Origin of the sequence: Pseudomonas iridis, assembly GCF_017980685.1 — a bacterium.
Lineage (GTDB): Bacteria > Pseudomonadota > Gammaproteobacteria > Pseudomonadales > Pseudomonadaceae > Aquipseudomonas > Aquipseudomonas iridis.
In genome coordinates this window covers 1-19,527 of record NZ_JACXXO010000019.1, presented here as the reverse complement: position 1 = coordinate 19,527, position 19,527 = coordinate 1, and the positions used below count along the sequence as shown (strand labels likewise).

The window sequence follows — 19,527 nt, the reverse complement described above, 5'->3', positions numbered from 1 at the left end:
CTAAGCCACCAAGACCTGGGGCAGGCCATCGACCGCAAAAAAAGCCCGGCAGTACGCCGGGCTCTGGATCGGCTCAAAGCATTACGCAGCCATATTGCCGGCCGCCATGTCTTTCTTGTAGCTGGCCTTCATGGCCTCCATTTGCGCTCCGAGTTCATCGAGCTTCGCTTTACCCAACAGCTTTTTCGCCTGAGGGAACATTTCTGTTTCTTCCTCTTCGATGTGGTGCTCCAGCAACTCCTTGACGACTTTCACCCGACCGGCAAATTCCGGCGTGCCCGGGTCGGTCATTTTCAGGTCCGGCAGCACCAGGGAGTCCACCGTACGGTGCTCTTCCTTGGCTTCGAAGTACATGATGTCCTGTTCCTTGCCGCCCGCTTCCTTAAACGCGGGGTAGAGGATTTCTTCTTCCAGACGCGTGTGGATCGAGATTTCCATTTCCAGCTTGGCCAGCAACTCGGTGCGTTTTTTCAACGCGCGTTCGGTGGATTCGCTCAGTTGGGTGAGGATGCCTTTTACTTTTTCATGGTCGGCTTTGAGAAGGTCGATGGCGTTCATGGTGGTTGCCTCTGCTATCACGGGTTGTACACAGGCCGTTGTGCCACGGCGCTATGGGATTCGCCTGTAGCTATCGCATTTGCTGTGCCAACTTGCAGCGCAACCCTGAACCGCGCTGGATCAATGGTTTGCGCCGCATGCGGCAAAAAGCCTTCGTGCAGGCTGCATGAACAGCGCCCGGCAGGCATTGCAGATCGCTACCTGCGCTGAATTTGCCGGTTGGCGGTGATGTCGAACCTTCATCAGGCGATAAATTAAGGACGGCGACATGCCCATGGGACTTCAAACCGGATACGTTTATGGAAAACGTTGAGTCAGCCCTTATGGCGGCGCGAATGCAGTTCGCGATCACGATCAGTTTCCACATCGTGCTGGCGGCGTTGAGCATCGGCCTGGCCAATTTTCTGATGATTCTCGAAGCGCTGTGGCTGAAAACCGGGCGTAAGGTTTATCTGGATGTCTACCGCTACTGGCTCAAGGTGTTTGCCCTCAATGTGGCAGTAGGCGTGGCGTCGGGACTGATTCTGGAATATCAGTTCGGACTCAACTGGTCACGGCTGGCGGTGCAGGCGGGGGATATTCTCGGTCCGCTGATGTTCTACGAGATACTCGCGGCGTTTTTTCTGGAAGCCGGTTTTCTCGGGATCATGCTGTTCGGTCTGAAGAAGGTCGGACCGCGTCTGCATTTCCTGGCCACGTGTGCGGTCGCCGTGGGCTCGTTGATCAGCGCGTTCTGGATTCTTTCGGCCAACTCGTGGATGCAGACACCCGCCGGTTACTCGATTGCGGCAGACGGTCGTTTTATCGCCGAAGACTGGTGGGCGATCATCTTCAACCCGTCGTTTCCCTATCGGTTGATCCATATGACGCTGGCCGCGTTGCTCGGCACCGCAGCCGTGGTGGCTGGCGCCAGTGCGTGGCAACTGTTGAAGGCGCCAGACAATCCACGCGCACGCCTGGCGTTTTCCATGACGCTGTGGGCGATTGCCGTACTGATCCCGGTGCAGGTTGTGGTCGGCGATCTGCATGGTCAGAACAGCCTGAAGTTTCAGCCGCAGAAAGTGGCGGCTATCGAAGGCTCCTGGACACGCCCGGCGACAGGCGCGGGCGAACCGCTGCGGCTGTTGGCCTGGCCCGATATGAACGAGCGTCGCAACCATTGGGAAGTGGCAATTCCGCGCGTTGGCTCCTTGTACCTGACGCATGATTTGAGCGGGACAATCGCTGCGCTGGATGAGTTTGCGCCGCAGGATATTCCGCCAGTCACGCCGGTGTTTTTTGCCTTTCGCGCCATGGTCGGCCTGGGATTGTTGATGCTGGGGCAGGGCGTCATCAGCCTTGTTTTGCGCCGTCGACAACGCCTCTACACCGCGCGCTGGTGGTTATGGACAAGCGTGCTGATGGCGCCGGCAGGTTTGCTGGCGATGCTCAGTGGCTGGATTGTCACCGAGGTCGGTCGGCAACCGTTCACGGTCTACGGTTTGATGCGCACAGCTGACAGTCTGTCGTCGGTGTCGCGGGCGCAGGTGCTCGGATCGACGTGGCTGATTCTGCTGTTTTATCTGCTGATCTTCGGCATCGGCCTGTGGGTGCTGCTACGCACCCTGCGCGAGCCACCCCACGAAGACGAGCCCGGGCCACAGCCGACCCTGGCCGATGAAACCGGGCATTCCTGAGGATCTGAAGGCATGGACACCGATTGGATCACGCTGCTCTGCGCTGCCGCTCTGGCGTTTTCAGTGATGAACTATGTGCTGCTCGACGGCACCGACCTGGGCGTCGGCATGCTGATGGGGCTGACGACTTCCAGCCAGGATCGCCGCGCCATGGCGGTAACCATTCTGCCGATCTGGGATGCCAACGAGACATGGCTGGTGCTCGGTGGCGGCGGGCTGCTGGCATTGTTTCCATTGGCGTATGCCGTGCTTTTGCCGGCGCTGTATCTGCCTTTCATTGTGATGTTTCTGGCATTGATTCTACGGGCGGTCGCTCTTGAGTTTCGCGACTATGCGCCCAGCGAAACAGCCAAACGATGGGTCGACGGCGTGATGCTTGGCGGCTCACTGTGCACCGGCGCGATACAAGGCATCATTCTGGGGACACTGGTACAAGGCGTGCCGCACAAGGGCGGGCAATACAGCGGTGACGGCGGCGAGTGGCTGACGCCATTCCCGTTGTTTTGCGGGGGAGTGCTGGTGCTGGGCTATGCGTGGCTGGGCACGTGCTGGCTGTATTGGCGCACCGTCGATGACCTGCAATGGCGTTCGGCTCGTCAGGCGAAGTGGCTGGCGCTGCTGACAGCAATGTTGTTGCTGATTCTGGTGGGCTGGACGTCTACGTTGCAGGGGCAATACCTACAGCGCCTGTCGGATGTTCGCGTGTGGCTGACGTCGGTCGTGTTGCTCGGCACCTTGCTGGTCGTTTTTCACTTGGGCTTTCGCAGTCGTTTTCATGGCTTGCCGCTGTTCGCTGCGCTGGGTGTATTCATTCTGGCTTTTGCCCTGATGCTGATCGCTTTGTACCCGCTGATCGTGCCACCGGACCTGACTCTGCAAGCCGCTACGTCCAGCCCCAAGAGTCAGGTATTCATGCTGGTCGGTTTCGCCGTGTTGATCCCCGTGACACTGATCTACAACACCTATGGCTTCAAGGTTTTCAGCGGCAAGGTTCGCATTGGCGAATGATTCCACTTATCCGAATAAGCAAAAACGCAATGAACTCGTGGCGGCTTTCATCCTTCCGAAAATGAAGCAGCAATCCTTTCATCAGAAAGTACGAGGACACCCACCATGCGAGCAATGACTTACCACGGCGCACATGATGTCAGAGTCGAAACCGTACCGGACCCGATCATCGAAGCGCCTGACGACATTATCCTGCGCGTCACGGCCACGGCGATTTGCGGCTCGGATCTGCACCTGTATCGCGGCAAGATTCCCACCGTTGAGCATGGCGATATCTTCGGCCATGAGTTCATGGGGATTGTCGAAGAAACGGGCTCTGCGGTAACGGCCGTGCAGCGTGGCGATCGCGTGGTGATTCCTTTCGTGATTGCGTGTGGTGATTGTTTCTTCTGCCAACTGGAACAGTACGCCGCGTGTGAAACCACTAACTCGGGCCCGGGCGGGGCGTTGAACAAAAAGGTCATTCCACCGCCGGCCGCGCTGTTCGGTTACAGCCGCCTGTACGGTGGCATTCCCGGTGGACAGGCGGAATTGGTGAGAGTGCCAAAGGCCAATACCGGGCCCTTCAAGGTGCCGGGGACTTTGTCGGATGAGAAAGTGTTGTTCCTCTCCGATATCCTGCCGACGGCCTGGCAAGCGGTGATCAATGCCGGTATCGGCCAAGGGTCGAGCATTGCAATTTTTGGCGCCGGCCCTGTCGGTCTGCTCAGCGCGGCATGCGCCAGAATGCTCGGTGCCGAACGCATTTTCATGGTCGATCACCATGCTTATCGACTCGAATATGCGCAAAGCACTTACGGCGTAATCCCGATCAATTTCGATGACGACGATGACCCGGCGGACACCATCATTCGCCAGACCCCGGGCAATCGCGGCGTGGATGCGGTAGTCGATGCGGTGGGTTTCGAAGCCAAGGGCAGCACCACGGAAACCATCATGGCCACGCTCAAGCTTGAAGGCGGCAGCGGCAAAGCGCTTCGCCAGTGCATCGCAGCTGTGCGTCGCGGTGGCGTGGTGAGTGTACCGGGGGTGTATTCCGGTCCGATTCACGGCTTCCTGTTTGGCGATGCATTCGACAAAGGCCTGACATTCAAGATGGGCCAGACCCATGTCCAGCGCTTCCTGCCTGAACTGCTCGGGCATATCGAGACCGGACGCTTGCAGCCGGAGGCGATCATCACCCATCGGATGTCGTTGGAGCAGGCCGCCGAGGGCTACAAGATCTTCGACAAGAAAGAGGAAAGTTGCCGCAAGGTCATTCTCACGCCGGGAGGCAGTGACGTGCCGTTGGCGGAGACGATTGAGACGCCTGCGTTAGTGCCGGCGATCTGAGTCATTGTTCATGGGCGGTGGAGTGCGCAGGCACTCCATTGTCTGACACTCACTCCACTTTCGACTCGACGTCGATCTCATCGGCTTCACCGAGCGATCTGTAGTGCTTGCGCAATTTACGCAGTTCACGGGTGCCCATTTTGTCCAGCCCCAGCGTGGCGTTCTGCGCATCCTTGGTGGCGCGAATCAGCTCGTCGATCTTCAGGTGCAAGATATCGTTGTCGCGGTTTTGCGTGTTTTGAATCAGGAACACCATCAGAAACGTGATGATCGTGGTCGAGGTGTTGATGATCAGTTGCCAGGTGTCGTTGTAATGAAAGAACGGGCCGGTAAGCGCCCAGATGATGATCAGAAAAATGGCGGCGATAAAAGTTTTGGAGCTGCCGGCCCAATTGGAGAGGGCCTGGCAGAAAGACGCGAATTTCATGTTTGTACAAGCTCTTGAGGACGGTAAGGCATAGACCTCAGCAGTCCTTTGAAATTCTTTTTTACAATTTGGTGAGGCGGATTCATGGGTAAAACCATCACGGCAGAGGATCTGGAGATCAGCTTTGGCGACGCGTCAGATGAGGTGGCGCTGTTCAAATGGTTGATCGCCAGTTTCCTGATGGGCAAACGCATTCAGGCTGACATTGCTGCGCAAGCCTATCGGGTGATCATCGAAAAGCGTCAACGCGACACGCCGCGCAAGTTGGCGAACTGCAGCCATCGTGAATTGGTGATGATGCTCGGCGAAGCGCATTACGTGAGGTACGACGAAACCACCGCCACGCGCCTTCTGGCGTTGGCACACAAGCTCAATGATGAATACGCGGGGAAGGTCGGCAATATCGTGGCCGAGAGTGCCGTCCGCCAGGCGTTCGAGAAACGCCTGGCGGAATTTGACGGGATCGGTCCGAAAACCGTCGAGATTTTCATGCGTGAAGCAGGGCCGGTACTTTTTGGTTAACGGCCAGGACGCGCGGCGGTGCTCGGGCTGATGTGCTTAGGGCCGGCGATTGCCCAAGCGATGAGCCCGAACAGCGGCACAAACACGATCAACACAATCCAGACTCCTTTGTTGTTCGATTTCCCCTCACTCTTGCGCACCCGATTGATGGCCCACAGTTCTATCAGTAGAAGAACTGCCGCCAGTACGATCCACACGGTTTCGATATGCATTGGCTACCTCCTGATGGTCTTTCTTAGGTGGCCTGTGTTGCGCCGGGTTCATTTATTTTTCTGCAGCGCCTTGAGTTGCTGCGCCAGGTGAAGTGCGACACGGCCGCTGCCCACCGTCGGCAGCAGGTGAGTGAAGGGGATGTCGATCAGGCGATTGTCACGCACGGCGCGCAAGCGCGATAACACCGGATCATTCTCTAGCAGTTGACGTTTGCGCCAGGCCGGCGACCATTCGGCATCGGCCAGCAAGATGACGTCGGGATCGCTGATCAGCAGGGTTTCCCGATCTATCGTCACGCGGTACTGGTTGATGTCGGCGAATGGATTGCGCGCCCCGGCAGCCGCGAGCAGGGTGGTCACGAAACCGCGTCCGCCCTCTGAATCCAGACCGTTGACCTCGCTGTCCAGATAGAACACCGACAGCGGCTTTTCGTTGCCGATCAGTGCGCGGGCGCGGGCCAGATCGGCGTCCATGGCGGCGCTCAGTTGCTGCGCTTTTTGCTGTTTGTGCAGCACGGCACCGAGGGTCAGCAGGTCATTGCGCACATGCCCGAAATAATCCAGCGAATGCCCCGCACAGGCCGACTCCAGTAAATAGGAAGCGACGGCGTTGCGCGCCAGACCTGAGCGTGAAGTGACGCCGTCACCGAACGCCGTGGCAAAGCCGCCGACTACCAGATCCGGTTTCTGCGCGTACAGCACTTCGCTGGACGGGTAGCGCGGCGCGATCACCGGAACGCCTGCGTACTCGGTCTTTCGATCCCCGGCATGGGTGTCGTCCAGATAGGCGACGCCAACCAGACTCGGGCCTGCATCCAGGGCGATCAGCAGATCAGCCGCGTGTTGGTTGAGTGCGACGATGCGCGATGGCGGCAATTGTGCAGCGCTCCAGGTTTCGCCGCAGTTTCGGTAATTGTCAGCGAGGGCCGGTGCAGAGCAGAGCAGGGCCGTCAGGCATAACACAAGTGTTCTCATGAGCGCTCCTTGATCAGCAAATCCTCAACCACCTCACCACCGACCAGGTGCACCTCGACCAGCCGTTGCACGTCGGCGTCGCTGTGCACGCCATACCAGCAGGTCTCGGGATAAACCGTCAGAATCGGCCCCAGATTGCACGGGAACTGACAATGCGTGCGTGTCAGTAACACGCCGCCCGGGGTTTCGATGCGGTCGTGCGCCAGCAGGTGCCGGCGCAGGGTTTTCCATAACTGCAAGGCGCCGCGCTGGGTGCAGCGCGGGCCGGTGCAGAGGAACACGTGGTGCGCATGTTCGGGAACGTGCGACCAGTCCGGGTGCGTGTATACGCCGTCGACCGTTTTGAATTCAGCCATCAGAAGCGGTACGTGTAGCGTACTTCTGAGGTGAACGGCCGTCCGAGGTTGTCGACGTTGCTGGCACGGCTGGTGACGTAATCGCGGTCGAACAGGTTCTCTACCAGCAGGCTGACACGGTGTTGGCGGGCATTGTCGAGGTAGCGATAAGCGTCGGCATCGATCACTGAATAGTGACCGTATTCGACCTGTTTCGAGCTGGTCACATCGCGGATATAGCGGATCGCACCGCCGGCACCCCACAGACGGTTTTCCGACTCGAAGCCTATGCGCGAACGGGCGAAGAAGCTCGGGATGTCATTGATGGTCACGCCACTGCGCGATTCGGTGAGGTTGCGGGTCATGTCCGCTTGCAGGCTCCATTGCGCGTTGAGCGCCAGTGTCGCGTCGGCCTCGAAACCGCGCATGCGCACCTGGCCTTCGCCGTTGACCCAGCGACTATCGTCGAGGGTGATCAGGTCGTCGATTTTGCGTTTGAACACGGTGACGCTGGCGCTGAACGCGCGATCGAGCAGTAGCCCCTTGTAGTCGAGTCCCAGTTCGGCGTTGCGGCTTTTTTCAGGTTTAAGGTTGCGGTTGCCGATCTCGTCGCCCGGTTCGTTGACGAACAATTGTTCGGCGTTCGGCAGTTTGTAGGCACTGCCGTACTGACCGCGCACGGCCCAGTTGTCGTTGAGATCGTAGAGCGAAGTGAGCATGCCGACCGTGGCGCTGTCGCCGCCGCCCATGGCTTCGTGGCGAACGCCGACGCTCGGGTGCCAGTCGGGCAGGGCGTCGATTCGCGGACGCAACTGGGTGTAAATCGCGTGGGCTTCAGCCTTGTCGTTGTCGATGATCAGGACATCGTCCTGGCCCTTGAACCACTGGTTGTCAGTGCCAAACACCAGCACATGACCGCCGGACGATTCAGCCTTGCCTTCGGCCTGTATGCCCCAGTCGGTGAAGCCCCAGTAGTCGTTGTGGTTGATGACTCTGGTGGCGCCGTCCTCGACGTTATTGATGCGTGTGTAGCGCGTGTCCCAATCGTTGACATGGCCTTTGACGAAGTAGCTCAGACGCTCATTGAGGTTTTGCTCGAAGGTCGCTGTGGCGATCTGTTGCACACGGTCGTTGGTGGTTTTGTGGTTGCCGACCGGACGGGCGAAATCGAGGTTGGCGTCAGCGTATTGGTAGAACAGCTCCAGCCGCGAGTCGTCGCCGAACGACTGAATCGCCTTGCCACCAAACGTGGTGACTTCATAAGCGCGTTTTTTCTCTGTGACGTTTTTCATGTCGCGGTTGCGAAACGGCTGGTAACCGTCGGAGACGTTGTGGCTGACATACGCCAGCAGGCCCAGATCGCCGAAACCGTTGCTGAAGATGTTCTCGACCCGGGCATCGCCGGTGGTGCCGCCGAAGGTATCGAGGCCCATGTTCACCTCGCCCGAGGCCTTTCGACGCTGTGGCGAGCGAGTGACGATGTTGATCACCCCCGACACCGCTTGCGTGCCGAACAACAGACTTTGCCCACCCTTGAGCACTTCGATGCGTTCGATGGCGTTCGCCGGCAAGGTGTCCAGGTACAAGCCGTCGTACAAGCGGTTGTTCAGGCGTACACCGTCGAGCAGGATCAGCGTATCGTCGTTGCGCCCGCCCAGCAGGGAATAAGTGCCGTAGTCGAATGGGCCGTTTTTCGGGGCGACATAGAGGCCGGGAATAAACATCTGCATGACGCGGCTGACATCCGCCGCGGGGCCGGCGCGCTCGATCTGTTCGCGGCTGACGATGTCCACTTTGCTGCCGTAATGCGCCATGTCGGCGACGGTCGTGGACTCCACCGAGGGTGCCGAAACGATTTGCTGATTGAGTTCCAGAGGCGCTTCGTCGGCCAGCAGCAGCGGACTGAACAGGCAACCGAATAGCAGGGATGGAGCAGAGGAGTTGAAAGGTCGAATCATTGTCTTCTCGAAAAGGATCTTCGCAGAAGAGCATGCAGGAGAAGGCATCGCGCACACGCCGACACCGGCCCATGCCCGCCCACCGCAGGATTTTGCCAAACAGAAATTTCGGGCCGGTCTCCGGGCTCGCGCGTATCGATGCTTTCACCTTCCCATGGCCGTCTGGCCACAGTGGTGTGTCGAAAGCATCACGCGCATACCGTTGCGGGGGCAGCACCGGACTTGTTCAAAAAGAACGTACCGGTTTCCCGTTTCACCCCATGCACGGCGGCATGGGACACCTGAAACTGGGCGGCATCTGAACACTCGAAAGACCGTTCGTCAACGCCGCAGCCATTATCGGGCGCTCAGTTCAGCCCGGCTGCAGGGCGGCAAACTGATTGCTTAACCACGCATACAGTTGCGATACCGCGGGGGAGATTTGTTTGCGATGCGGGCACACCAGACTCAACGGCGAGGCTTCTCCGGGAAAGTCCGGCAGCAGCACAAGCAGACGTCCTGCGCTCACGTCAGCGCTGACATCCAGCCAGGATTTGTTGGCGATACCTTCACCGTCCAGTGCCCAGCGCCGAACCACATCGGCGTCGTCGCTGAACAGCGGGCCAGAGACTTGAATCGTTTGACCGGCCAGGCACCATTTATCGAAGACCCGACCATTCTGCAGGTAGAGCAGACATGGATGATTCAACAAGTCCTCCGGCGTTTTTGGCTGCCCGTGGCGTTGCACGTAGTCCTTCGATGCGACCAGCACCCGTTTATTCCAAGGCGCGAGTGGCAGAGCCACGTAGTTGGCGTCTTCGTTGGTACCGTATCGAATGGCGACGTCGACCGGGTCGCGAAACAGGTCGGCCATCTGGTCCGACAGCACAAAGCGCAGGGTCAGTTCCGGATGCTGACGACGGAACATCGTTAGCCACGGCAGCAGAATGTTGCGCCCCAGATCAGATGGCGCAGTGACTTGCAGCACGCCGCGTAGCGTGGCGTTTTCACCCCGCAGGTTTTCCTCGCCCTGTTTCAGGGTTTCGAGCACGGCGTGGGCGGTGGGCAGGTATTGCTCACCTTCGGCAGTCAAACGCAGGCTGCGGGTGGTTCGCGCGAACAGGCGCACATCCAGTTCGCGCTCCAGGCGTTTGATGGCGGCGGCGACCTGCCCCGGCAACAAATCGGCCTCCAGCGCCGCGGCGGTAAAGCTGCCCAGCGCTGCGCTGCGGGTGAACAGGGCGAGATCATCGATGCGGATCATTTTCTCTTCTGCAGTGAAAGTGTTGGCGCATTCTGCAGGTTTTTCTTTCTCCGTGGGAAGCCGAAGATGGTGGCAAGTGAATGCTTCAACCCTTCAGACAGCGAGCCCCCATGAAAGCCATCACCTTTGTACAACACGCCCTGCCCATTGAAGATCCGCAATCCTTGCAAGATATCGAGATGCCTGCGCCAGTGCCCGGTCCGCGTGATCTGCTGGTCGAGGTACGGGCCGTTTCAGTCAACCCGGTCGACACCAAAGTGCGCGCCGGTACTTTCACCAAAGAACCAAAAATTCTCGGTTGGGATGCGGCCGGCATCGTTCGCGAAGTCGGTTCGCAAGTGACGCTGTTTCAACCGGGCGACGAAGTGTTTTACGCCGGCTCGATTATTCGCAGCGGTAGCTACAGCGAATTGCATTTGGTGGATGAGCGGATTGTCGGGCACAAGCCGCGTTCGTTGAGTGCTGCCGAGGCGGCGGCACTGCCGTTAACGTCGATCACGGCGTGGGAATTATTGTTCGACCGTCTCGGTGTCGCCGAGGCCAGCGGGGAGGGTAAATGCCTGTTGATTACCGGTGCGGCGGGTGGCGTCGGATCGATGCTGGTGCAATTGGCTCGGCAGTTGACCCGACTCACGGTGATTGGCACCGCCTCGCGCCCGGAGACCGCTGGTTGGGTGAAGCAGTTGGGCGCCCATCACGTCATTGATCACAGCCAGCCGCTGCTCGCTCAGTTGCAGGCACTCGGTATTGCCGAGGTCGATTACGTCGCCAGCCTGACCCACACCGAACAGCACTTTTTACAGCTGATCGAAGTGCTGCGACCGCAGGGTCGTCTAGCGGTGATTGATGATCCCGAGAGCCTTGATGTCATGCCGCTCAAGCGCAAGTCGTTGTCGCTGCATTGGGAGTTGATGTTCACGCGTTCGTTGTACGAAACGGCGGACATGATCGAGCAGCATCACCTGCTTGACCGGGTCTCGGACCTGATTGATCTGGGGGTTTTGCAGACCACCGTCGGCGAGCACTTCGGTGCGATCAACGCCGCAAACATGCGCCGCGCTCATGCAGTGGTCGAAAGTGGCAAGGCTCGGGGCAAGATCGTTCTCGAAGGCTTCTGATAACCGTCACTTGAACCGTCATACGGGCGCCATAAAGGGCCCGTCAGGAGCACTTTATGCGTATGAAAACCCTTCCCGCCGTCATCGCCCTGTTATCGGCTGCCGCGTTTGGTGCGCCGTTCTCCCACGCCATCAACGCTGTCGCCTTGCCGGCGGATGCACCCGCCGATCGATCCTTCGGTAAGCTTGAACAAGTGCATGCGTTCTACGATGCGATGCCCACCGGTGTGACCGTCAGCGAGACCGGGCGGATCTTCGTCAACTTTCCGCGCTGGGGCGACAACGTGCCGTTCACCGTGGGCGAGATCCGCGACGGCAAAGTGGTGGCCTATCCGAACGCCGCGATCAACAAGGAAAACCCCAACGACCCAAGCGACGGGTTAATCAGTGTGCAAAGCGTGGTGGCTGATGGTCAGGGGCGTGTCTGGCTGCTCGACACCGCAGCGCCGGGCTTCGCCGACCCCAAGCCGCGAGGAGCGAAACTGGTTGCGATAGACCTTGCCAGCAACAAAGTCGTCAAGCGGCTGGTGTTCCCGGCCAACGTGATGTTGCCCAGCACGTATGTCAACGACATGCGTTTCGACTTTCGCAACGGCGCCGAGGGCACCGTGTACCTCACCGACTCCTCGCTGCGAGGCCCGGGCGCGATCATTGTCATGGACATCGCCAGCGGGCGTGCCATGCGTCGTTTGAGCGGCGTGCCGGCAACGTCGGTTGATCCGGCTTTCGTCCCGGTCGTTGAAGGCTTGCCAGTGATGGTCGAAGGCGTCGGCGGCAAACCCAAACCGCTGGGTGTGGCGTCGGACGGTATTGCCCTGTCAGCCGATGGCCAGACGCTGTATTTCACGCCTCTGTCCAGTCGACACCTGTATGCCGTGTCCACTGCGCTGCTGCGCGATGCCAGCGTCAGCGAGCAACAACTGGCTGCCGCCGTGCAGGATCTGGGCGAGAAAGGGGCTTCCGATGGCATGGAGGCTGACGCCGACGGCGCCGTCTATGCCGGGGACTACGAACACAACTCGATCCGCAAGCGGCTGCCGGATGGCCAATGGCAGACGCTGGTGCACGACCCACGGTTGCTCTGGCCTGACACGTTGTCGATCGGCCCCGACGGCTATCTGTATTTCATCGCCAACCAGTTGCACCGCCAGGCGGCGTTTCGCGGCGGGCAGGATCAACGACAGAAACCCTACAGCCTGCTGCGTCTGAAAATCGACGCGGCGCCTGCGCCTACGCGCTAATACCTGTTTATTTTCCGGAGAACTGATGATGAATGCGTCCACAGAAGTGTTGGTTTCGATTGCTGTACTCAAGGCCAAAAAGGGTCAGGAACAGGCCTTGAAAGAAGGGCTTCTGGCACTGGTCGAACCGACCCGGGCAGAGCCGGGCAATCTCGATTATGTGTTGTTTGAACTGCGCGATGAGCGCGGTACGTTCTACATGCGCGAGGCGTTCAAGGATCAAGCGGCACTGGATGCGCACTTCGCCATGCCGTACTTCCAGCGTTTCGCCGCTACGGCGGATGACCTGCTTGAAGAGCCCTTGCAACTGATCTTTCTTGAACAGGTATCGAACTGACCGCATCGCGCAATTGTTGAGTGGCTTGCGGGTGCCCGGGTCTATATTCTTCACGGCTGTTCATGTGCGTCGAATAGTGGCTGAGAACAGCCTTTCAATTAGGGAAGAATTGAATGCCGTTCAGGGTGATGGTGGTCGGTGGCTACGGTAATTTCGGTAGCATCGTTTGCGGGCATTTGGCGGCCATGCCGGGTGTAGAGCTGCTGCTCTCGGGACGCGACCCGCATAAGTTGCAGCGCAAGGTCGATGAGCTGAACAGCCTATCGGCTGCTGTCGTCCAAGGTTGGTGCGGTGATGCCATGGGCCCTGCGTTCAGCGCCGCTTTGCGCTCGCTGAATATCCGGTTGGTGATCCACACCGGCGGGCCGTTTCAGGGGCAATCCTATGCAGTTGCCGAGAATTGCATCGCTGCCCAAGTGAACTACTGCGATCTGGCGGACTGCCGAACCTTCGTCAGCGGCGTGGGTATTCTCGATGCACGGGCGAAAGCGGCAGGCGTGGCGATCCTCAGTGGTTGCAGTTCGGTGCCGACGCTTTCGTCAGCGATCATCGATCAGCAGCGTCACCGATTCTCGCGTATTGACGTGATCGAACATGGCGTTAGCGCTTCGGCGAAAATGCCGGGATTGTCGACAATCGAAGGTGTGCTGGCCTACGCCGGCAAGCCGATCAAACAACTGAAAAACAGCAAGGTGCATGAAGTGTCGGGTTGGCAGGATCTGACCATGCGCAAAATACCGCAACTGGGCACTCGCTTGCTGGCCAATGTCGACGTACCGGACATGGATATCTTCGCCGGACGCTATGGTGCGTACACGCTGAGCTTCAAGGCAGGTGCTGGGCTGAAACTCGCCGGTGTTGCCAACGCTTTGTTAGCGCAGGCAGTCAAGATCGGACTGGTTCGCGACCATCTCCCTTGGGCCGCCAGGTTGCATTGGCTGGGCTCTCGATTCGAGCGATTCGGCGATGGCAAAAGTGCGATGTACATCGACGTTCAGGGCGCAGGCGTTGAAGGGCATCCGCTGACCATGACCGCACAACTGACCGCTTTTAACGACAAAGGCCCGGAAATCCCCAGCTGCGCAGCCGTCGCACTGGCCGCGAAAATGGCCGGAGGTTATGTGCCGCAACCAGGTGCCCGGCCCTGCGTCGGCGAAATCAGCGTTGACGAATACCTGGCTGCGATCAACGACCCGGCCAACCTGAGCCTGTCCGTGCAGTTTTCTGACGGGCAGTCCTGGTCAGCTTTCTGATCCGGCCACCGATGGCGCAGGCATTTTCAGAAATCGCTGCTCGTGATCAGGGTTTGGCAGCAGGCAGCTGTCGTACTTGCCGAACAGCCGATAGCGATTCAACGCGATGCGGTCATAAGCCCAGTCCCGCAGCCCACGCGGGAAAACGCGCAACAAGCGCAAGGGCTGCCAGCGGCCGGGCAACTGACCGACGACTTCGAAAAACGCATCTGATCGCTCCCAGTAATTTCGGTCGCGAATCACCGCCATGGTGTCGAACTGGTCCATCGGCAACCCCGCCCACGCCAGTAGCGCCTGTCCTTCGGGTGACTGCACTGCCGCCAGTCGCACGCGCCGTTGATGATCATGCCGAATCAAAAAACGCGCCCAGCCATTACATAGCTTGCACACACCGTCGAACAGCACCACGGTTTCGCCGGGTTTGAGCAATGGAGCGGGGGTAGGGCGGGTCTGCGCGGTTGGCATGAGCGTGAGTCCATCGGAATCGGTTGCTGCGGATCATATCGCAATGCTCCCGGTCGACTGAAAAGTCCTGGATTCCCGTATTGACATATCGAAAAATATCGATATCCTCGCGGCATGGACTTACTCGAAATATTCAAAGCACTTTCAAACCAGACCCGACTTGAAATCCTCAAGGGTTTGAAAGATCCCGAAAAGAACTTCCCGCCACAGGACGAAGGTGACGTTCATACGGTGGGCGTGTGTGTGAGCAGTATCCAGGAAGGTGTCGGGCTGTCGCAGTCGACGGTGTCTTCTTATCTCGCAACGCTGCAACGCGTGGGTTTGGTTGAAGTCAGGCGTATCGGTCAGTGGACCTACTACAAGCGCAATGAAGCAACCATCAGCGTTCTTGCCGAGATCATCGGGAAGGACCTGTAGTTTTCAGCTGTCTTTTTACCTGAAGATATCGAGAAATCTCGATATCCCTTTTTATCGAAATGAGGATATACGATGAAAGCTCTGATACTTAAATCATTTGGCGGCCCGCAAGCATTCGAACTTCGCGAAGTGTCCAAACCCGTGCCTCAAGCGGGACAGGTTCTGGTCCGGGTTCACGCGACTTCGATCAACCCGTTGGATTTCCAGGTTCGACGCGGCGATTATCCGGACCTGGTGCAACTGCCGGCCATAACCGGGCATGACGTATCGGGCGTCGTCGAAGCGGTGGGGCCGGGCGTGACGAGCTTCGTTCCCGGAGACGAGGTCTGGTACACCCCGCAGATATTTGACGGCCAAGGCAGTTACGCCGAGTACCACGTTGCCGCCGAAAGCATCGTCGGCAAGAAGCCTGCCGCGCTGAGCCATCTGGAGGCAGCAAGCGTGACGTTGGTGGGTGGGACGGCGTGGGAAGCGTTGGTCGTGCGCGCGGCGCTCAGAGTGGGCGAAACCATTCTGATACACGGTGGTGCCGGGGGCGTAGGGCATGTGGCGATTCAACTGGCAAAAGCCATCGGCGCCAGGGTGTTCACGACCGTGCGTGAGGCGAACAGTGAGTTCGCACGCAGTATGGGGGCCGATGTGGTCATCGATTACGAAAAGGAGGATTACGTCGACGCCATCCTGCGGGAAACCGCTGGGCGCGGAGTCGATGTGGTGTTCGACACCATTGGCGGCAACACGTTGTCACGCAGCCCCGACGCGCTCGCTCAACTGGGTCGCGTTGTTTCGATTGTCGACATTGCGCTGCCACAAAATCTCGTCCAGGCCTGGGGCAAGAACGCCAGTTATCACTTCGTTTTCACCCGACAAAACCGCGGCAAACTCGATGAGCTGAGCGCGTTGATTGAGCGCGGTCAACTGCGTCCGCACGTGGGGGCCGTCTATTCACTTGCCGACATTCCACTCGCGCATGCCCGGTTGGAGAGTCCCAACAATGGAATCCAGGGAAAAATTGCGATTGCCATCGAAGATAGCCTTATTGGCTGAGTGCACTTTCAACCGTTGAAGCTCAATTTGGAGACACGCCATGATTTATGAAATCGCTTTGCTTCCCGTCCATAAAGAACAAATAGAGCAGTTCCGCCACGCGTTCGCCGAGGTCGAGCCTTTACTTGCTCGGGCAAAGGGTTACCGCGGTCACACACTCGCGCAGGGGATTGAAAGTCCCGAGGTCTTCAACTTGATCGTGCAATGGCAAACACTCGAGGATCACACGCCGGCTTTTGAAGCGAGTGATGACCATCAGAGGTTCATGCTGGGTTTGCAGGATTACTTTTCGCAAGAGCCGACGGTCTATCACGTTGAGGGGCCGGAGTTTGCTAAAGGCTGACGCGTAAAGCTGAACAGCCCCCCGATACCTTTTAAAGAAAGGTATCGGGGGGCTGATGTCGGAGAGCCGCGAACTTGTTTTGGCTATCAGTTGCGCTTGGGCAACTTCCAGTTAGGCCTAATAAAGTGGCAGGTGTAGCCGTTTGGAATTCGCTCCAGGTAATCCTGATGCTCACGCTCTGCTTCCCAGAAGGGACCGGCCGGTTCGATTTCGGTGACCACGCGGCCCGGCCACAACTTTGAAGCGTCAACGTCAGCAGCAGTGTCTTCGGCAACATCGCGTTGCTCTTCGCTGAGGTAGTAGATCGCCGAGCGATAGCTGGGGCCCAGGTCATTGCCCTGGCGATTAGGTGTGCTCGGATCGTGTATCTGGAAGAAGAACTCGAGGATCTGCCGGTAACTGATCACGGCTGGATCAAAGACGATTTCGATCGCTTCAGCATGATTGCCATGGTTGCGATAAGTCGCATTGGGGACATCGCCGCCGGTATAGCCGACCCGCGTCTGCAAGACACCGGGGTAGCGCCGCAGCAAGTCCTGCATTCCCCAGAAGCACCCGCCGGCGAGGATGGCAGTTTCGGTTTGGCTGGTCATGGTCTGTCCTTCCCCTCGGGAAATGATGTGTGTAGTCATTGTTATGAGGGCGTGTTGCCCAATTCCAAGGTTGAAGCGTTCATTTGCCCGCTGACCCGAGCGCGAATCCATTCACGGCTGTAGGTCAATACGCTTTCAGCAATAGCCGTTGGAAAATGAATGAAACCGTGGGGCGAGGAGGGCAGCAGGTGCATTTCAACAGGCGCTGATTGCATCCAGCGCTCGGCGATGTCGAGGGTGTCATCGCGTAACGGATCCAGTTCGCCGGCAAACATCAGCGCAGGCGGGAAATCACTGAAGTCGCCATATAGAGGTGACAACGGAGGCTGTCGGCGTTCCTCGTCACTCAGGTCTGGCGTGAGCATGCGCAACGCTTCAACTATACCGGGACCGTCCAGCACCAGGGTTTGCGGCGGCGCGGTGCGGACGCTCGCCGTGCCGGTCAAATCGTATATGCCGTAATACAACAGCGCGCCGCTTACCCGTTGCAGCAAATCGGGCGATTGCTTGAGCCCCAACAAAGTAGCTGCTGCCAGATGGCCGCCGGCCGACTCGCCCACGACAATCACCGGCAGATCGGCAAACTCGTCGTCAGTCAGTAACCATCGAGCCGCGGCCAGGCAGTCTTGCATCACCCCTTCAATGGGGGTCGATACCGCAAGCCGGTAATCCACCGAGACGACAGTCACATCGCACGTATTAACGATGGCGACATTGAAGTTGTCATTCATCTGCGCATTGCCGATCACCCAGCCGCCACCGTGATAATCCAGCACAACGCCTTTTGCTCGACCTTTGGGCCGAATGATCCGCACGGCCACCGGTACTCCGCCGCTATCAATCACCCTGCTTTCAGCCGTGAGGCCATGCTTGAGCAATTTTCTCGCGCCGCCGACCTGGCTGGCGCGCAGCAGCGTTTGAATCATCCTCGGCAGCACGCGATTGCGAATTTTAAAGCGCGGCAACCAGGCAAGTTTTCTGTTGAAGGCGTGCACTTGCGCCAACTCACGCTCGCCCTCCGGCCACGGCGCTTTTCGGGTGAATGTGTTCATCAGCGGTTCTTGATCAGAATGGAGAAATTCAACGCCGCGGCGACGCATAGCCACGCCAGGTAAGGAAACAGGATTAAACCAGTGATCAGATCAAGCTGCACGGCCAGTACCACCATCGTCGCAACCACTAGCCAGAGCAATGTCAGGATCACCATGGCGGCGAGAACTTGATGTGCGCCGAAGAACACCGGAGTCCACAGTGTATTCAGGGCTATCTGCGCGGCCCACAAAGCCAGCACCGTCTGACTTCCGGGAATAAGGCTCAAGCGGTAACCCGCCCATGCGAGCAACACATAGATGACAGTCCAGGCCACCGGGAACGCCCAGTTGGGTGGCGTAAAGCCGGGTTTGACCAGTGACTCATACCACTCGCCCGGTTTGAACATGATGCCAGTGGTCGCGGCCGCCGCGCAGGCCAGAAGGAATATAAAGAAGGTCATCGCCAGTCCTTAGCTGTGGTCAGCTGTTTGGGAGTGTAAGAAAAGGACGCCCGGTGGCGCGAAAAGTTTGCATTGAGTGAAGACATTTATCCGTTCATGCGCGAGGCGAAATGCAGTTGAACTATAAATTGACTGCTGAGTCAGGATAATCAGTTGCTTCTTCCTACAACCCTGGATGAAACCATGCACACTTATCTTCTGGAATACCTGTTCAACGGCGAGCCTCGCACTCACACCTTCGAGCTCAAGGAACCTCGATTGGGCGATCACGAGGCGGCCATGCATCTGCTGGAACTGCATCTGGGCGATGCCGAAAACGGCCTGATCATGCCCACCGCAGACTCGACGCCGCAGGAGATCCTGCAGCAGGCCGAGCGGGTGGGGATCACACATATTCAGGTGATCGCTGATCACTGACGCAAATCTCGATAGAAACTGCGGAACGCTGCGATCTGTTGATCCGGATCCTCATGCTGGGGAGAAGATCAAAAGATTGCAGCCCCGTTCCACTCCAATGGCGCATGATCGCCAGCCCGATCTGCGAAACGCCGATGGATTCGGTGGTGTGGTTGACGATGATGGTGCCGGCAGTGCGGATGGGGTGGTAACCCCTTGGGGCGTTCCATGATCGGGGGCGCTTGGAGGTGGGGCCTTCGTTTGGCGGGGGAGGTTAGCAGTCGCAGATAACAGGATTATGGCGGTTGGTGCAGACTGAGCTGTAACCGGTTGATTTCTGTCTGGAAAAGAATTTTCCAAGAGGGGTTGACCATAAGTTTCAGTCCTGTATTATTCACCTCCCGCCAGACAGCAGATTGCTTCTAGCGGGTGTAAGTGATTGATTTTAAATAAAAATAATCACTTGACAGCAAATGAGGCTGCTGTAGAATGCGCGCCTCGGTTGAGACGAAAGATCTTAACCAACCGCTCTTTAACAACTGAATCAAGCAATTCGTGTGGGTGCTTGTGGAGTCAGAC

The 19,527-nt window shown here is 58.3% G+C and carries 23 protein-coding genes and 1 riboswitch; of the genes, 12 read left to right on the top strand and 11 right to left on the bottom strand.

Annotation, left to right across the window (positions count from 1 at the left end):
- Positions 1-81: 81 nt before the first annotated feature.
- The gene (locus IEQ42_RS23385) at positions 82-558 is read right to left on the bottom strand and encodes a hemerythrin domain-containing protein (RefSeq protein WP_210705486.1); all 477 of its coding nucleotides are present in this window, start codon (positions 556-558) and stop codon (positions 82-84) included.
- A 335-nt stretch (positions 559-893) separates the two neighbouring features.
- Between IEQ42_RS23385 and IEQ42_RS23380 the strand changes: the two genes are divergently transcribed.
- The 3 genes from IEQ42_RS23380 to IEQ42_RS23370 all read left to right on the top strand — a co-directional run bounded on the left by IEQ42_RS23380 (position 894) and on the right by IEQ42_RS23370 (position 4,574).
- Positions 894-2,234 carry a cytochrome ubiquinol oxidase subunit I gene (locus IEQ42_RS23380; protein ID WP_241865833.1) on the top strand — a complete coding sequence of 447 codons (1,341 nt, stop codon included), beginning with the start codon at positions 894-896 and terminating at the stop codon, positions 2,232-2,234.
- A 12-nt stretch (positions 2,235-2,246) separates the two neighbouring features.
- Positions 2,247-3,242, top strand: coding sequence for a cytochrome d ubiquinol oxidase subunit II (gene cydB, locus IEQ42_RS23375; protein WP_210705484.1), 996 nt, complete (start codon positions 2,247-2,249; stop codon positions 3,240-3,242).
- A gap of 105 nt (positions 3,243-3,347) precedes the next feature.
- On the top strand, positions 3,348-4,574 hold the full coding sequence (locus tag IEQ42_RS23370) for a zinc-dependent alcohol dehydrogenase (RefSeq protein ID WP_210705483.1): 1,227 nt from the start codon (positions 3,348-3,350) through the stop codon (positions 4,572-4,574).
- 49 nt (positions 4,575-4,623) lie between these two features.
- Here the strand turns inward: IEQ42_RS23370 and IEQ42_RS23365 are convergent, their stop codons facing one another.
- Positions 4,624-5,001 (bottom strand): low affinity iron permease family protein, encoded by a 378-nt coding sequence (locus IEQ42_RS23365; RefSeq protein WP_210705482.1) that lies wholly within the window; start codon positions 4,999-5,001, stop codon positions 4,624-4,626.
- A gap of 84 nt (positions 5,002-5,085) precedes the next feature.
- Between IEQ42_RS23365 and IEQ42_RS23360 the strand changes: the two genes are divergently transcribed.
- Complete coding sequence (locus tag IEQ42_RS23360) at positions 5,086-5,523, top strand: HhH-GDP family DNA glycosylase (protein ID WP_210705481.1); 438 nt, start codon at positions 5,086-5,088, stop codon at positions 5,521-5,523.
- Here the strand turns inward: IEQ42_RS23360 and IEQ42_RS23355 are convergent.
- The 5 genes from IEQ42_RS23355 to IEQ42_RS23335 form a co-directional block, all read right to left on the bottom strand.
- A complete protein-coding gene (locus tag IEQ42_RS23355; protein WP_042558859.1) occupies positions 5,520-5,735 on the bottom strand; it encodes a PLDc N-terminal domain-containing protein in 216 nt (71 codons plus the stop codon). The genes IEQ42_RS23360 and IEQ42_RS23355 overlap by 4 nt on opposite strands.
- 48 nt (positions 5,736-5,783) lie before the next feature.
- Positions 5,784-6,710, bottom strand: coding sequence for an ABC transporter substrate-binding protein (locus IEQ42_RS23350; RefSeq protein ID WP_210705479.1), 927 nt, complete (start codon positions 6,708-6,710; stop codon positions 5,784-5,786).
- A complete protein-coding gene (locus IEQ42_RS23345) occupies positions 6,707-7,066 on the bottom strand; it encodes a (2Fe-2S) ferredoxin domain-containing protein (RefSeq protein WP_210705477.1) in 360 nt (119 codons plus the stop codon). Before IEQ42_RS23345 ends, IEQ42_RS23350 begins: the two co-directional genes overlap by 4 nt.
- Positions 7,066-9,003 (bottom strand): TonB-dependent receptor plug domain-containing protein, encoded by a 1,938-nt coding sequence (locus tag IEQ42_RS23340; RefSeq protein ID WP_210705475.1) that lies wholly within the window; start codon positions 9,001-9,003, stop codon positions 7,066-7,068. Before IEQ42_RS23340 ends, IEQ42_RS23345 begins: the two co-directional genes overlap by 1 nt.
- A gap of 94 nt (positions 9,004-9,097) precedes the next feature.
- Positions 9,098-9,303: riboswitch (cobalamin riboswitch) on the bottom strand.
- Between the two features lie 52 nt (positions 9,304-9,355).
- The gene (locus IEQ42_RS23335; RefSeq protein WP_210705473.1) at positions 9,356-10,246 is read right to left on the bottom strand and encodes a LysR family transcriptional regulator; all 891 of its coding nucleotides are present in this window, start codon (positions 10,244-10,246) and stop codon (positions 9,356-9,358) included.
- 110 nt (positions 10,247-10,356) lie between these two features.
- Between IEQ42_RS23335 and IEQ42_RS23330 the strand changes: the two genes are divergently transcribed.
- The 4 genes from IEQ42_RS23330 to IEQ42_RS23315 all read left to right on the top strand — a co-directional run bounded on the left by IEQ42_RS23330 (position 10,357) and on the right by IEQ42_RS23315 (position 14,195).
- A complete protein-coding gene (locus IEQ42_RS23330; RefSeq protein ID WP_210705471.1) occupies positions 10,357-11,364 on the top strand; it encodes a zinc-binding alcohol dehydrogenase family protein in 1,008 nt (335 codons plus the stop codon).
- Positions 11,365-11,420: 56 nt separating this feature from the next.
- On the top strand, positions 11,421-12,605 hold the full coding sequence (locus tag IEQ42_RS23325) for an L-dopachrome tautomerase-related protein (protein WP_210705469.1): 1,185 nt from the start codon (positions 11,421-11,423) through the stop codon (positions 12,603-12,605).
- Positions 12,606-12,633: 28 nt separating this feature from the next.
- Positions 12,634-12,942: a putative quinol monooxygenase gene (locus tag IEQ42_RS23320; protein ID WP_210705466.1), complete on the top strand. Its 309-nt coding sequence runs from the start codon at positions 12,634-12,636 to the stop codon at positions 12,940-12,942.
- Positions 12,943-13,055: 113 nt separating this feature from the next.
- Positions 13,056-14,195, top strand: coding sequence for a saccharopine dehydrogenase family protein (locus IEQ42_RS23315; protein ID WP_210705464.1), 1,140 nt, complete (start codon positions 13,056-13,058; stop codon positions 14,193-14,195).
- On the opposite strand, the gene IEQ42_RS23310 is transcribed toward IEQ42_RS23315, so the two are convergent.
- Positions 14,184-14,660 (bottom strand): thiol-disulfide oxidoreductase DCC family protein, encoded by a 477-nt coding sequence (locus IEQ42_RS23310; RefSeq protein WP_210705463.1) that lies wholly within the window; start codon positions 14,658-14,660, stop codon positions 14,184-14,186. The genes IEQ42_RS23315 and IEQ42_RS23310 overlap by 12 nt on opposite strands.
- Before the next feature lie 114 nt (positions 14,661-14,774).
- Here IEQ42_RS23310 and IEQ42_RS23305 point away from each other — a divergent pair, with 114 nt between their 5' ends.
- The 3 genes from IEQ42_RS23305 (at position 14,775) to IEQ42_RS23295 (ending at position 16,467) form a co-directional block, all read left to right on the top strand.
- Entirely contained in the window at positions 14,775-15,077 is a 303-nt protein-coding gene (locus IEQ42_RS23305; RefSeq protein ID WP_047300830.1) for an ArsR/SmtB family transcription factor, read from the top strand.
- A 72-nt stretch (positions 15,078-15,149) separates the two neighbouring features.
- Entirely contained in the window at positions 15,150-16,124 is a 975-nt protein-coding gene (locus IEQ42_RS23300; protein WP_210705461.1) for a zinc-dependent alcohol dehydrogenase family protein, read from the top strand.
- Positions 16,125-16,164: 40 nt separating this feature from the next.
- Positions 16,165-16,467, top strand: a complete 303-nt coding sequence (locus IEQ42_RS23295; RefSeq protein ID WP_210705459.1) for an antibiotic biosynthesis monooxygenase family protein — start codon at positions 16,165-16,167, stop codon at positions 16,465-16,467.
- 86 nt (positions 16,468-16,553) lie between these two features.
- Here IEQ42_RS23295 and msrA read toward each other — a convergent pair whose 3' ends face one another.
- Genes msrA through tspO form a run of 3 tightly spaced genes read right to left on the bottom strand, consistent with a single transcriptional unit; the run spans position 16,554 to position 18,552 of the window.
- A complete protein-coding gene (gene msrA, locus IEQ42_RS23290) occupies positions 16,554-17,060 on the bottom strand; it encodes a peptide-methionine (S)-S-oxide reductase MsrA (RefSeq protein ID WP_210705457.1) in 507 nt (168 codons plus the stop codon).
- Between the two features lie 41 nt (positions 17,061-17,101).
- Positions 17,102-18,112 carry an alpha/beta hydrolase gene (locus IEQ42_RS23285; RefSeq protein WP_210705456.1) on the bottom strand — a complete coding sequence of 337 codons (1,011 nt, stop codon included), beginning with the start codon at positions 18,110-18,112 and terminating at the stop codon, positions 17,102-17,104.
- Positions 18,112-18,552, bottom strand: coding sequence for a tryptophan-rich sensory protein TspO (gene tspO, locus IEQ42_RS23280; protein WP_210705455.1), 441 nt, complete (start codon positions 18,550-18,552; stop codon positions 18,112-18,114). The genes IEQ42_RS23285 and tspO overlap by 1 nt, the downstream gene beginning before the upstream one ends.
- A 183-nt stretch (positions 18,553-18,735) precedes the next feature.
- On the opposite strand from tspO, the gene IEQ42_RS23275 reads away from it, so the two are divergent.
- Positions 18,736-18,969 (top strand): hypothetical protein, encoded by a 234-nt coding sequence (locus IEQ42_RS23275; RefSeq protein WP_210705454.1) that lies wholly within the window; start codon positions 18,736-18,738, stop codon positions 18,967-18,969.
- Positions 18,970-19,527 lie beyond the last annotated feature (558 nt).